Origin of the sequence: Clostridium thermosuccinogenes, from assembly GCF_002896855.1 — a bacterium.
In the GTDB taxonomy this organism is placed as follows: Bacteria; Bacillota; Clostridia; order Acetivibrionales; family DSM-5807; genus Pseudoclostridium; species Pseudoclostridium thermosuccinogenes.
Window position 1 is genome coordinate 4,036,578 of record NZ_CP021850.1, and the last position, 14,607, is coordinate 4,051,184.

Genomic DNA, 14,607 nt, shown 5'->3' on the forward strand with positions numbered 1-14,607 from the left:
TTTGTCTTACATGCCTGATATGCCATAATCCTACTATCCTTTTTTAATTCAATGACTAAAAGTCTTCTCCAGTGTATAAATTAAACCATAAAATTCTCCAATATTTTAAATGGCTTGGTATAGTTTGTCCATTGGGGAATATTAGTATTTTATCCTTTTCTATAAACCATTTTTCTATTTTTCTCATCTCCTTTTTTTGCTCCATTATATCATGATCCTAATTGCTATTTCCGCTCCTAAATAAAAAAACCGGCCTGTTAATGGCCAGTTTTTAGATTCTGTCAAATATTTGGAAGACCTCATCAGGTATTTGACTTTCTTCTGTAAAATAACAATCCTTGTCTGCCGTAAGATTCATATCCTGCAAAACTTCTCTAAGTGCCCTTTTAATCCTTTTTAGTTCTTTCTCCTCTTGGGTGACGCCTTCATAGGCTAATATGGCTTTGATAATATAGGCTGTTTTCTGTCTTTTTGACCTGATAATATTGTAAGCAATCCGATCATTTTCTCTTTGTAAGTTAAAAGATAAGTTCAATCTTTTAATTTCATCCAAGAACATCACCTGTCCCTACTAACTGCCTGCTTTGCTAAAAGTTCAAAGCCTTTTACATTTGCAAAACTATCTAAAACTTCCATGTATCCTATTTTAGGACTGTTTTCAATGTATTTCTGCAAAAGCATTGAACCTCCTCCAACAAATATAGTTGGATTTATTTTCATCTCAAAGCCATACTCTTTCAATTTATCCAATAATTCTTCAACGTATATTTGTGTTTTCTCTTCAATTAAGGATTTGATATTTTCATTCTGAAAAAATGAGATATTTTCTCCTAGAATTGTATCTTCAATCTGTTCCTCATGTATTTCTATCCCTAAAGAGAGGATATCCTGTTTTATTGAATTTAGTAGAGTTACAATCCCAGTAGTTAAACTAATGCAAGATTTAATGTTCAAAAGCCCTTTTTCAACAGTGAAAACATCAATGGTATACCCACCAATATCTACAATATTAAGTCTTGATACATCCTTATAGTGGTTAAAGTGAGGCATTATTGCTGCATAGCCCTGGGGATATACATATGCATCTTTAATCGACACTTCATATTGCTTCTCTCCAAAGGTAAATGATACGTCATCCCTTATAAAATACTCCCTAAATTTATCCTTTTGCTTCCCGTAATACATAATAGGCAAGCCACATGCTAAAATGATTTCTCCTTTTTTAACCCCTTGATACTTCTTCTCTAATACTTCTGCAATGGCAGGCAATGATAGAATAAAAAAGTTGTCATTTACAGTCTTATCAAGTATTACAGGAAACCTTTCACCCGAAATGGAGTAATACTTGCCTTCAAATTCCAATAGTCTTTCTTTTGTAATAGGCATGGTGCCTGAAACTGTGAAGCCCGAATTATACTGATTAACAATGCTCTTTATTGCCTTATTCCCGTGGTCTATTCCTATAATATAACCCATAGATTTTCCCTCCTATTTTTTTGATTAATGGTTCCCCACAAGAACTTGCAATAACATTTAGTTCCTGTGGGGTTCTTAATAATAAGGTGTCACCTCCTTAAGTAATTACAATGTCTTTGTATCCTCCTTTCTTGCGTAAAATAAAAGGAAAAATGATTACAGGTTTAGAACACCCGCAGCATTTTCCCTAACTATCTAGAGTAAATAAAATTTGTCATGCTATATTTGAACAAATGATGTTGGATTCCTTGTTTTTCCCTAAATTTTTATCTGGTTTTTTCTTTCCAAAAAGTAAAAACCCCTGCATTGTTTTCCGGATTATCTGCCAAAGGCATCACTACAAAAACAATCTGCAGGGGTTTAATATCTATATTAACTTTGAAAGGAGAGTGTTGCTCATATTATAGCATGCATCAACGGTAAATGGAGCCCCAAATATTTACATATAATCGTTGATATCCTCCATTATCTATGATAGGATGATGTACACTAAAAAAATAAAGGAGGTATGTTTTTGGCATTTCCAGTGAATTTAGAGGATTTGCAAAATGCTATACTCAATAGCAACCTAACTGAAAAAGATTATGATTCACATGATTTCTTTATCCTAAAAACTTGCATTACCTTATTATCATCTATGCAGGATTTGATAGATCAGATAGAAACAGGTGAAGGCTTCTCTGTCCATTCTGAAAAAGAGTGGGCACAGTTTATCAAGTATTATAACAAGACTTATAAAAGGGCGAAAAAAATCTTCCATCGGTATTTGAAACGATTAAAAATCGATTATTGGGAACAAGAAGAACTGGTTCGCAGTATATTATGGGTTACAAAACTTATTAATTCTGGTTTCTATGATAATGATGATGAAGATGTGTATTTCCACGCCATTATTCTAAGCGGAAAATTTTTCACTTCAGTTTTTTACTATAATTATCTCATTAATGAGGCTTGTGACAGAAAGATTAACTCACCTGAAAGCCTTTTAAATACTAGAAAAAATCTATCTTCCATCAAAGACGAAAGGCTATGGATTGAAAAAACCTATATTAAGTTGAAAGACATGGAAATTGATGAAGTTCCTGAAGAAACAAAAGAAATGTTGTTTGCTCTATGGGATCGAACTTTCGATTTTGTACAAGAACTAAAAAAATGTTTTAGCAAAACTGAAGCCCTGAATAACTAATATAGTCCCCTGATACCTTGGGGACTATATTAATTCCAAATAATTAAACTATATTCCTATATATTCTTTTACCTCTCTTTGTGTTAATGAAATGAACTCTGCTCCAGGAACGGGATAATTACTTAAGACCAGAACTTTACAAGGTTCCGTTATAGTTCTAGCCCTTCCTACAGTTTGGACAAGTTCAGACTCTATCATATAAAATTGGATTTCCCGTAATAAATCATTGCTGCTGTAAGTATTGAAGTAAAAGTTATAGTTTCCCCTTGAAACAGGCTGATACATTACTTTGCTTTCATTTAGCCTTACATCAAGACCCAAAGCACTTGCAAATAGAAGATAACTATAGGGGTTAATATGGGGAGTCCCTATTACAGTGATATTTTGTCCTTTTAGATTATCACGCCCCGCACTATTCCAAAATGATATGCTTGGTTCACTTATATCATTAAAATAACCGCTGTAAGTGATAACCTTACTATCGGGGTTATATCTATTTATTAAAGCATTTGCAATATCCATCATTTCTTTTTTATTTCTATGAATAGATAATTTACTAAAGGCCCTTATAGGAACTTGCCAAATCTCTCCTATGTGTTCCACATCCCCAATATCATAAAATTTCATATTTTGACCGAAAACCATTTTATAAATCTTTTCATTGGCAGTTGCACTAAAAATAATAACCTTTTTATCAGGCAAATCTCTTTTGTTTATAAAAAGTATCTGCTCATTACCATTTCTCCCTGTCACTTTGACAAAATGACTTGAGTTTAAAAACCCCAGTATATTTGTTGTTATAAGGTCATTTTTTACAACTAATTTTTCAATCTCTTTTGCACAAAGCATAAAATAATTCGGTGTTTTTAGTACTACTCCTTCAGGTGTTTTGGTAATTAACTCAAACATAAAATCGGTTAACTTCTTTAAAGGCGAAAATTCCGGATCTAAATACACCAGTTGGCTAAGTATAACCATGTCTTGTATTGACATAGATGAAATTGGGAACATTCCATTTAGAACAATATCTTCATCTATTATTAGTGTATCATTAAAGTCCTTTTCAAAAAAAATTCTTTGGTGAGTAGTTAAGATAGTTTGGTTCTCAGATTTTTTTACTCGCCTCAAGTCCTTAATATATTTTGCTATTACTTCATTTTCCTTTGCTAATTGTCTTAAATACATATTTGCTCCTTTAAAGGATCCTGTATCATAGAGCCTATCTAACTTATTGCGTTTTTCAGGTTCAATATCAGGAAGTTGGGGGACAGCATAATGATGTACTCCTGCTTTTGCCAATCTGTCGCTTACCTCATCCTTTAATTTATGTGTAGGTACTGCTATCGTCAATTTATTATCTATACTTGCATTTATGTATTCTTCAGTTTTCCCTAACCCTGCTGGTGCCTTTATAACATAAATCCCCTTTTGTGGAGAGGCAATTATTTCACTAACAATATTGGATAATTCCTTTCTTGCCTCTTCTATACTTTTAGTTTTTCTTTTACCAACTACTTGAATTCTTCCCTTGAATAATTTTCCTTGTTCTATCATATTAATTCCATGTTTGCAGTCTTTAATAAATGGACAATAACTTTCGCACCTAGAAGGAGCATATTTACCCTTAAGAATTTGATTCTTCATAACCCACCAACTATAGTTTTTCACCTTATATTCTTCACGGCTGTTTAGAATCTTATCTACTTTCGTTACTCCACCTTTTATTTTCAAAAGGTTGGACATGAGGCCAAACATTTCATTATGGTGTAACCAATACTCGCCATCTATTGCTTCCCGGTATAATCGACAATTTTTATATAGGTTTTCAAAGGGGTAATCCTTTATAAGATATGTCTCAGTATTTTCCTTCTTAATATCAAAACGGGGGGCAAAGTCATTTTCCTTTTCAAAAAAACAATCCTGCGTATTATTGTAACAGAAATAGATTACATACCCCATATGACTAAAAAGTGTACTTTTATATATATTATTAATAAAAGACTTACACTTTTTAGTCATTGATACATAAACATTGCTATCATTAATTTCAGGCATATCTTTTTCATCATGAAACGTAAAAAACTTTGGATAACCATTCTCCATGTCAATACCAACATCTCTGCAAAAATTATACATGTTTCTCGATGCATTAGTACTATTTCTAATTACTGAACATGCAGCAAATATAAGATTCGGTATTGATTCTACATATGAAAAGTTTTCATAAATAACTTCCCTACCACCGTATATTATTCTCGAAGGATCCCTTGTTTCTGTTTTGGACTGTGGAAAAACTTCCAACAGTGATCTAATTACTAGGTTGCGAACCCTGATATCCTGAATCACCTCATCCATAACGAAAACCATTTTAAACCCACTATCTGAATTAAAGGGCGTGTATATAAATGAAGGAAATAGATTTACCCTTTCACAAGTATCTAACACATTTTCCAGCGAATCATTTTCAATATCAACAACAAATATTTGTTGACTTATCCAGTTCTTAATACTTCTCTGCCCATCCTTAAAAACCGATGGTGAATAAGTTTTGCCATTTGGTATTATTATGCTTTTGGCAAAATCCTTTACAGAAATTTCTTTGACATGACATCCAATTCGTGCTGCTATTTTTGCAATCTCTTCTTCTGTCGGCTTCTTACTAAACTTTTGAGTATCTAAACATAATTTAATCATCATTTTCATGCCTCCTTTGTTATTAAACAAAGGGGCATGCTGTGTTTAAGTATTTTCGTATGTGTTTTAAACGTGCTTTATTAGGATTCTATTTTTATATTATATTAAGTCTTTTTAGTGATTTTATTGTTGCCCCTGATTTTATTTATTCATAAGGTTCAAATCCTTTAGTTTCATATCCATAAGGATTGCAGTATTTGATACGTCTTCTCATCTTTCTTGAGGAAATCATTTCTCCTGTATATGGATTAATAACTCCCATTTCATCTCCTGTATAGGGATTTATTTCGATATAGTCATCTCTAAAATAGACATCCATACATGGCTCTTTACGGCCATTTTTTCTTGTCATTTAAGTCACCTCCCTTCTTATATTGGGGAGGGCTTTTTATAACCATTTGCCCTCCGACTTACATATTCCCTTCTCGCAAATCTCCACCATCTGCTATATTTGTTGATTTGCATATAGGAGATTCGCATATTTTTCAGAAAATCTTTTTTTAATTGTGTCATATCGAATATAAAATAGAAAAGTGTGGATAAACCACTTCTCTGCTTCATCTAACTTGGATATCTCAATTTCAAATAATTCCTTTGTTTTGTTAATAGCATTAGTCAATATTTTCCTTTCATCTCTTTTAAACTTCTCTAATGCTTCTTCTGATATCAGATTAGAATGTTTGTTTATAAAAAATTCTACTAGACTCATTAAGTCTAAAAAGTTTTCTGTTCTTATCATGGTTGATCCAACTTCTTGTATGTGTATTTCTGCAACATACTCAAAGTGAAAACCTTTTATAGTTGTCTCATCAATATAAATTGGCATTACAAAATTATTTGCATACGTTCTCTCAAGAATCGTTCCATCAAATGAATAACACATATTTCTTCTCTCCTTTCTTAAAAAACAAAAATACTAACAGGAAATAAAGCCAAAGATTAAATATCCTTTGACTAGGTTTGCTCTGTTAGTATGCTTTGATTTTTTGTATTCAGTTTTTTCTTATAAACAATTTTTAACCTAATTATCCTGCTTTAAATTCAAATAAAACTTTGCCAATAATCCTTATGCTTTTAGTATCAGTTAGAACAATAGGTGTATCATCTTCTTCCCTTGAAACTGCATTCATAATATCAGTTAAGACCATGGTTTTTTCCTGATAATTATATTTACCGACGTATATTGCATCACCCCTTTCAAAAAGTATTTTATCTTTATCTTTGTATTGTCCAAGATTAACAAGGTAGCAGTACTCCTTATCATCAGGCTTAAACCACACCACTTCACTATCTGGTTCTATTTCTTCCTTTAAAAGGCTAAAATCAAATCCCATATCTCTACCTGTTATTGGTCCGCTATTTAGTGCAGTATATAAAGGCAACTTCCTGAACTTACTTCTCACATATTCCCCAGTGGCTAGCCTAAGGTTCCTTATTTTTTTTAATCCGTAATAGGAATCCTCGGTATAAGGGGTTGCATAATCTGGATAGATAAAGTTCTCCCCTAATGCATCTTTTACGTTATTTAGTAGTTCGTCAGTTAAGTTATCATTCAAATTTTCCTTATTGGTTTCAAGGAAGTTAATAAAAGCATTAACCTTTTCCTCTTCCATATCATTTACTTTCAGTAATTCTCCCAAGTATTCCTTAAGAGTATTGCAGGCAATTATATGTTTTATATCTGATTCATCAAGGATCCCTATTTGGAAGAGTAAAAAAGGATAATTTATGTCTAGTATTTTGGCTATGATTTTTAAGTCCTCGTAATCTGGAATAATGTTGTTTTTAAGCATCTTGCTGATATAAGATGGTGATTTGTTTAGTGCATTTGCTAAATCAATTGCTTTTATATTTTTTTTGGCTATCTCTATTCTAATAAATTCACTTAAGTCAAAACTCATTATCTATCACCTCCTTGAGTATATAATATAACAAGTTTTACTAATTGTCAATTAATTTTATTATTATTTTATCAATTATTTTACTTTTATTCATTATTATTGTTGACATTTAGTAAATGTTGCTTTATAATTAACTTATAGTAAATCTATTTTCTTTTGTTTTTGCATATTAATTGAATTTTAGTAAATTAAATAGTGTGATGGGAGGTGTCTACCGAAAATATAGTTTAAAAAAGTAAAGGAGGTTGATAGATACCCAAGATAATGTTTTATAAAAGGTAAAAAAAAGGCCAAGAGAAATCCCAAATTTCTCTTGGCTAATGGATAGTAGCATGGTCTAAACTTCTTTTTGTCCCCTTCATAGGTAGTTAATGAAGGGGGTTGGTTGTTTTACTTGGAAGTTTTCTGTTGTATGCTTTGTTTTTTTAGATAATCATAAACAGTAGTATGGCTTGTCCCCATTAATTTTGCAACCGTTGGCACGCTGTTATACTTTAATAGCCGTATTAATTCCTCTCTCCAATAATCCCCGAAATCCACAATCCGAGAATATCTATACTTGTCTTCTTTTTTCGTATCAGGTCCACGTCTCAAATATGAAAAGCCACAATTCGGACAGGTAAAATATCCTATTGGACTCTTGGTTTTATAATTATTTTTTATTTCTACATTCTCAATTATATGTTTTTTATACTGTTTGCAAACAGGATTTAAACACGGATATGGTCCTTTCCCAAAAGGTAGGTACCCTACATTTTGATTAAATAACACTTCTGGTGATAGACCTAAAAATCTCATAAATAATATATGTTTTAATGGATCTTCGATAGTTGCTTTATTCCATCCCATTTTTAAAAGCCAATTACTGTTATTAGTCTTCCTAATTGTATTGTGAGTCATCTGAAGTATCTCACTGCCCCAAAAGGTTTCAAAATCAGTAATAAGATTTTTCTGGCGTAGACCTCCATTCACTGTAGTATACTCTAATATCTTTAACTGATTTAGATACTGCTCTTTTATGTTTGTTTTAATTTCAGGATTATTCAAAATCCAGTTCATATCCTCTGCAATAATCAGTAATTTTTCATAGGTCTTTGGCTCATACACAACCTCAGTTTCAACAACACAGTTTCTTTCCGTTGCTGCTATATATTTATATTTATTGTCCTCAAATGATACACTGCTATTATAAATAGGTATTTTATGGTGAGGACAAATATAGATGCCTCTTATCTGATGAACCCTATGCCAATATAATTCGCCATATCTTTCCATATCTTCTTTATTGCATTTTGGACAAAATCTTAGAAATTTATTTTCAGCCAGTGGGTTTATTATTCCTGTTATTTTGTTGTATATTTCAACATCCCCATGCAACATATACCGTCTTATTATTCCCCTGTTCTCAAGGCTTAAAAAGACTGTATAATACGGAAATAAGGTATGTTCAAGTATTAGCCTATCTACATCAAAAGGACTGTTTAAGGGCATATTTCGGACTAAATTTGCTAATAATGTTGGGAATTCCAGGCTACAAACTATACGCTTTACATTAAACAGATCCCTGGCAGTTTCACTTCCATTAAAATTTGGAGTTTTTTCATGATATCTGGCAAAAACACTATATAGTATTTCATCTGGATACGGTGTAGGAAAAAAAGTCATCATATAACTTCAAATCCTTTAATTAACCCATGATTTTTCAATATATCATAAGCAGTTAGATCTTCCTCCTTATTCTGCACCATAACTCTAATATCATTTTCTGCACTTGGAGGCACCTTCTTGGTTCTAACTTTCACTGGCTTTTCATTATTTTCTACTGTAGGTGGCTTGGATGTGGTAGGTATTACAAACCTATTCCAATTAGGCAATTCATAACTTAAATCAATGTTTCCAGTATATATGTCAGGATATTTTACTATTTCCATTACATTACCTGTCCTTAATGCATTTAGCATTGGCTTTACCAGCCTTAAACTTTCGTCAGCCACTTGTTTAATTAATTCAGGTGTTATTGTCTCAATCCCGCTTGAAATTGCCTTTGTTTGAGCAAGGGCATAAAGTTTCACTGTTATATCAATTATTCCTTGGGATTGATCATATAGGGTCTCTATTAATTCATCAGTCAGAGCAGTAGGCCTTTTCGTCCATTGATAGCCCCATATTGCGGTTACAAGTAGTTTGAAGTTAATATCATTATCTAACCTTTCAAATACCAAATCCCCTTGCCCTGAACCCCTTCTTGCCTGTCGGAACTTCCCTTGCAATACTCCCATAGCCTCAGGAGTTCCTATTAATAATACTGGTAAGCCAATAGTATTGACTAGAGTAACAAAAAAATTCAGCATCCTGTCGGCTCCTCCAGACTTAGACTTGCTAAGATTTTGTATCTCATCAATTACTAATAACCCTAATGAAATACTTTTAGCAATATTGCTCATGGCAACGAGCATATTATCCACTGAAAGTTTACCACTACCAAATCGTGAATAATAGTCTGTCCCTAATATCTCATCAACCTTACTAAAAAATGATAGACAAAGTCCTTTAATGCTTCCATCGTAAGAGCATTCAAGCCTTAAATATACTACCTGATATCGTGAAAGTGGGCTATCTTTGTATTTAGAGTGAACGATTACTTGTGGATACATGGATAATATTCTGTTCACAACTGTTGTTTTCCCCATACCTGATACTCCAAGTAAAGTAAAAGAGCCTGCGGTGCTGCGATAATTGTTTGAAACAAAGGACTTATCCAATACATTTCTTGCTACATAACCCTGTCTTATAACTCTACTGATTCTACTTTCTAAATCTAAATGTATCGCTAGTGGCTGAAAGACATCATATAGACGTCCCACTAAATGGGCTCTGTATTGATTATCTAACTGTCTTTCTTCTTTATTATAGGGAGGAAAATTTGCTAACTTTGATACTACCTCTTCAGAAGATATGATTTCAGGCAATGCCTCTATAAATGGATTACCTTTATATTCTGAAATAATCTGCTCTTTGTATTGGGCATTATGTATCAAATCCAGCACGATCTTTTCCCTCCTTCTGTGCCTTTAATAGTAATTCGACCAAATTTTGCTCGGCATCACCATAGGCTTTTTCTTCAACTACTATATTTGGTTCTTCTGGTCTTATTTCGATAATATTTTGTTTCCTCTCCTGCTGCTTCTCAAAATGGCGATTATCTCTGATATTCTGAATGCGTCTCTTTTTGCTTATGCCTTCTTCAACTTCATTTTTTGTCTCTTCTTTTGCCTGTTCAATGATTTCTTCTATGTCATTTAATAAGTCTATTTTATTTTGCAATTCTACTTTTTTTGAGGCTTTAGCCTGCATTTTTTCATATTCCATTAGATATGTTACTTCTTCAATGGGCTTTTCTTTGTATCTTGACTGGTGTTCTAATAAAAAACACTTATCAAATTTTCTCCCATCTTCATATTTGATATAAATATAACTCATATCCCTTGGATCATATGATATGTCAACTTTCCAAGATCCATTGTTCCTTGCTTTCTCGAACCAACGTTCTTTTAATGAGGTTTTAGAACCAAAGAGCATCCCTTTAAATTTAATCCCATGCTGTGTCACAGTTGCTTTATCTTTTGGCAGTAGGTTTAATTTCAATAAATCTTCATCAACAGTTCTTAACCTTCCTGTTCTATTAGCAACACCCCATTCCCAGATTAACTTGGGTATAGGTTCTACACCGTCTGCTATCATATCTTCACTTCGGGTATAGTTAGATAAATAGTGATGATTATTATGATACAATACACATTTTATTATGATTTGAGTAAACTGCCTTAAATCAAGGGTTGCTGAAAGTCTGTAATCTTGCTCTCCTCTTTCACGGTATTGACTTTTAATTGCACCAGGCATGAAAGGCTTGGTATGTTGGTTTATAGTATTAAAATACCTCTCTATAATCCCCTTCATGTCACCTCTGTAAGGGCTGGTATTTAATACTTTTATTCCAAATGCTGATATTAATGACTCTATGTTTTCCCCTTCCAATTCTCCTCTATCGGCAATAATTGCTTCAGGCAGGGTGCTGCAGTAATTCCACTCATCATTGCCAATCTCTATACCGTACTTCCTGCAAAAGGATACTTTATCTGACGCAGCATTAATTAATGCGATACTGGCCCCAATCCAACTTGGACCTTCCAAAGATATATTAATTCCTACGACACAACGTGAAAATACATCCATAACAGTATATATAACGGGCCTTCCTATAATCCAATTTCGATTATATTGGGATACTAAATAAACATCTCCTACTGTTGCATCTATTTGAAATATTGCTCCCGGTCCAAATGCTTCTTCAGTAGAAGAGCCTGTTAACCCCCTATGTTGTAATTCATATCGCTTTGCACTTTGCCTGGTAGATACTTCTTTTTTAATGTTTCTCTCCTTATTAAACCAATACCTGAATTGTCTTAATGTAGGAATGGCTTCATTTACTATTCCATTATCACTAAAGTATTCCTTGATCATAAGTTCATAGGTTAATGTTAAAGTCTTTCTTGAAGAATTGTAATAAAACCTATTAAGTGCTGTATTAAAAATCTTTATCGTTTCGGGTGTAATGACAAAAGTATTATTTTTTTCCTTGTTTCCTTGTTTCCCGCCACAATTATGATAATCAGGAAGTAAAGAGTTTTTGTGCATACCTCTCTGCCAAAACCGTTTTAAATATCTCATTACAGTTGCTTCATGCACATTATAAACGTATTCTCTGACAAGTTTAACCCTCTCTCCGGCAATGTAAATGTCAGGTTCAATAGTAACAATGTCTTTAATGGCATTGTATGCCTTATCTCTTATGACCTTATGTTTAGGTGGGATAGCCTCTTCATCTTTGATAATCATATATGGTTCATTCTCCAAAACATGTATAGTGCCATCATTTAGCCCACTCTGAATAAATGTTTCTGAAACTGTAATAGGCATTGAGTTACCATAAATATCAATTAGATAGATGATATCTTTATAGTAATACAGTATTCGGTAATATATTTTGCCTTGACTTGTTTCGTATAAGATTACACTATTGATTGGAAGCATACCTAGCACCCCAATCATGTCGCTGTTCGGCCTCTTTGACCGCAATCTGCTCATTCTTTTTGACCGCTAGTTTTGCTCATTAGCCCTGTCCGCAGATGTATACGGACAGGGCATATTAACTACCAGTTCAATTCTTCCTCAACAATAAGCCTTACCACATGATCGTCTATGATTTTTTTCTGTACCTGTGCCCCATGTAAAAGGCAAGCTGTACACGCCCGGTTGATTTTTCGCGGTACTCCATGAGAATATTCATATATCTCGTCTACCGCCATATCCGTAAATATCTCCCGGCTTTCTCCTGCATACTCCAGGTGCTTTCTTATGTATTCACCGGTTCTTTGCCGATCATATGGCATCATATGATATCGGATATCTATTCGCTGGCATATTGCCTCATATATCTGCTTCTTCAGGATGTCCTTCAACTCACTCTGGCCTACCAGGATTAAACTCATTGGGTTATACGAATCCATCCTGAAGTTTAGTAAAAACCGGATTTCCTCCAGCATCTCCCTTGAAAGTAGGTGTGCCTCATCTGTGATGATTATAGGAATACGTCTCTGTATTTCAATCAGGTTGCTGATCTCTCTCGTTAGTTGTCGTTTTGCATCGCTCCTGTAGAATTTCGCTTCACATCCCAGCTGGTTCAATACTTCCCAGTAAAAATTCCTCGGTGTCAACGCCGAATCGCTTATGTACATTACCTTGTACCGGTTGCTGTCCAGCGCCCCAACAAACTTCCTTATGGCTGTGGTCTTTCCTGTACCAACATCTCCCGTTATCACTGCAAACAACCGGTTCCGGGCCGCATACTCAAGCCTGCTGCAGACCTCTTCCAGCTCCGGATTGCTATACAAATGCTTCTCCGGTATATCCCGGGTGAACGGCGTGTGCAGAAAGTTGTAGTACTGCTCAAACATTTCTGTCACCGCCCTTCATGCTCCTGAAGGTTAATGCTCCGGTCTGCCGTTTTTGCCTCTTTTCATTCTCGCTCTCATATATTTTTAATAGCCGTGAATGAGTCGCCGATTTCGTTGCTGGTGTTTTTTCAACCTTTGAGCAGTATTCCCCAACCTTCAGCGGGGTTGCTGTCTTTCGGCGCTCACCATTGTACCATATCTCCAGAAGGCTCATATCAAAAGGATCATACCGCACATCCACTTTTTTGCCTATGTATTCGATTCCGGCTTCATATTCTATCCCTTGCAGCTTGAAACAGCCTGTGTTGTCAACTTTCCTTGTATCTTCCCATAAAAATGCGTCCCGGCATTCTTCAGGAGTTGCAAACCGCACCTTCTTTGGATCACTTGCATACGCCTGCGATGGAGAAACCCCTTTTAAACTGCTATGAGGCTTCCCGTTGTACCCTTCATCCAGCCATACCCGAAATTTGCGGTTAAGTTCCTCCAGGCTTTTTGCTTTCTCCAGCGATATCTCCTGGAAAAACTCTTCAACTGTGGCATTGAACCTCTCAATCTTGCCTTTGCTCTCCGGAGAATACGCCTTTGTGTTCATGTGACGGATTCCCAGCTTTGCACATGCTACTCTGAACCATTTCGAGATAAATACCTTGCCATTGTCAACGTATACTGCCTCCGGCTTGCCGTATTTCAATATTGCCTTGCGAAAACTGTCTTCCAATATCGGAAGCCTCTGATTGTCGTAAAATTCTGCATGACACACCAGCCTCGTCGCATCGTCAATAAATGCCACCATGTATGTCCGTTTCTTACCGCCGTCGGCAGTCGGTATGTACGGACCGTATTTGATATCTGCCTGCCACAATGTGTTCCTTCCGTTTTTGACGAACCGGCGGGCTGTCGTTCCTTCTATACGAACATTTCTGAAGTCTTTTGCACCAAAGCCCATCTTCAAAAGATGCCTGGACAAGGTGCTTCTGGAGACACTTCCTTTTTTGACAATCCCTTCGCCTTCAAGGATCTTTATGATCCTCCTGACACTTCTCTCCGGCAGTTCCTGTTTTATTTCGATTGCCCGATCTAATATTTCCTGAGATATCGCTCTTTGTTGCCCTGTATCTTTTCGTATCTTTGGTAATAGCCCTTCGTAACCATTCTCCCGGTACGCTGCAAGATACCTCCGAAGTGTCCTTTCCGAAATTCCTTCCCTCTCAAGTATCTCCTGCCGTATTCTCCGCTTTTCCGCCTCATCCAGATCCGGCTGCAATAGCGGCGATATGATCTCATGTTTCTTTAATGCTTTTTCCAATACTTCATTGTTTATCATTTCGATCCC

At 34.8% G+C, this 14,607-nt stretch carries 13 protein-coding genes; 1 reads left to right on the forward strand and 12 read right to left on the reverse strand.

The genetic code is table 11. The annotated features are described in order from the left end of the window. Positions 1–55: 55 nt before the first annotated feature. From CDO33_RS21545 to CDO33_RS17645, 3 genes are all read right to left on the reverse strand, one after another. Positions 56–187: a hypothetical protein gene (locus CDO33_RS21545; RefSeq protein ID WP_274540216.1), complete on the reverse strand. Its 132-nt coding sequence runs from the start codon at positions 185–187 to the stop codon at positions 56–58. 84 nt (positions 188–271) lie between these two features. Further along, positions 272–553: a hypothetical protein gene (locus CDO33_RS17640; RefSeq protein WP_133158701.1), complete on the reverse strand. Its 282-nt coding sequence runs from the start codon at positions 551–553 to the stop codon at positions 272–274. Between the two features lie 5 nt (positions 554–558). Beyond that, a complete protein-coding gene (locus tag CDO33_RS17645) occupies positions 559–1,476 on the reverse strand; it encodes a ParM/StbA family protein (protein WP_103082724.1) in 918 nt (305 codons plus the stop codon). Positions 1,477–1,990: 514 nt separating this feature from the next. Between CDO33_RS17645 and CDO33_RS17650 the strand changes: the two genes are divergently transcribed. Beyond that, positions 1,991–2,662: a hypothetical protein gene (locus CDO33_RS17650; protein ID WP_103082725.1), complete on the forward strand. Its 672-nt coding sequence runs from the start codon at positions 1,991–1,993 to the stop codon at positions 2,660–2,662. Positions 2,663–2,710: 48 nt separating this feature from the next. On the opposite strand, the gene CDO33_RS17655 is transcribed toward CDO33_RS17650, so the two are convergent. The 9 genes from CDO33_RS17655 to CDO33_RS17695 all read right to left on the reverse strand — a co-directional run bounded on the left by CDO33_RS17655 (position 2,711) and on the right by CDO33_RS17695 (position 14,598). Then, positions 2,711–5,359 (reverse strand): hypothetical protein, encoded by a 2,649-nt coding sequence (locus tag CDO33_RS17655; protein ID WP_103082726.1) that lies wholly within the window; start codon positions 5,357–5,359, stop codon positions 2,711–2,713. 142 nt (positions 5,360–5,501) lie between these two features. Further along, a complete protein-coding gene (locus CDO33_RS17660; RefSeq protein ID WP_103082727.1) occupies positions 5,502–5,708 on the reverse strand; it encodes a hypothetical protein in 207 nt (68 codons plus the stop codon). 93 nt (positions 5,709–5,801) lie between these two features. Next, the gene (locus CDO33_RS17665) at positions 5,802–6,239 is read right to left on the reverse strand and encodes a hypothetical protein (protein WP_031517644.1); all 438 of its coding nucleotides are present in this window, start codon (positions 6,237–6,239) and stop codon (positions 5,802–5,804) included. 142 nt (positions 6,240–6,381) lie between these two features. Next, positions 6,382–7,257: a helix-turn-helix domain-containing protein gene (locus CDO33_RS17670; protein WP_103082728.1), complete on the reverse strand. Its 876-nt coding sequence runs from the start codon at positions 7,255–7,257 to the stop codon at positions 6,382–6,384. Between the two features lie 390 nt (positions 7,258–7,647). After that, the gene (locus CDO33_RS17675) at positions 7,648–8,925 is read right to left on the reverse strand and encodes a TnsD family Tn7-like transposition protein (RefSeq protein ID WP_103082729.1); all 1,278 of its coding nucleotides are present in this window, start codon (positions 8,923–8,925) and stop codon (positions 7,648–7,650) included. Next, positions 8,922–10,304 carry an ATP-binding protein gene (locus tag CDO33_RS17680; RefSeq protein ID WP_242973952.1) on the reverse strand — a complete coding sequence of 461 codons (1,383 nt, stop codon included), beginning with the start codon at positions 10,302–10,304 and terminating at the stop codon, positions 8,922–8,924. Before CDO33_RS17680 ends, CDO33_RS17675 begins: the two co-directional genes overlap by 4 nt. Continuing rightward, positions 10,285–12,348 carry a Mu transposase C-terminal domain-containing protein gene (locus CDO33_RS17685; RefSeq protein ID WP_242973953.1) on the reverse strand — a complete coding sequence of 688 codons (2,064 nt, stop codon included), beginning with the start codon at positions 12,346–12,348 and terminating at the stop codon, positions 10,285–10,287. Before CDO33_RS17685 ends, CDO33_RS17680 begins: the two co-directional genes overlap by 20 nt. 119 nt (positions 12,349–12,467) lie before the next feature. Then, a complete protein-coding gene (locus tag CDO33_RS17690; RefSeq protein WP_103083289.1) occupies positions 12,468–13,271 on the reverse strand; it encodes an ExeA family protein in 804 nt (267 codons plus the stop codon). Next, entirely contained in the window at positions 13,264–14,598 is a 1,335-nt protein-coding gene (locus tag CDO33_RS17695) for a DDE-type integrase/transposase/recombinase (RefSeq protein ID WP_103083290.1), read from the reverse strand. The genes CDO33_RS17690 and CDO33_RS17695 overlap by 8 nt, the downstream gene beginning before the upstream one ends. Positions 14,599–14,607: the final 9 nt, after the last annotated feature.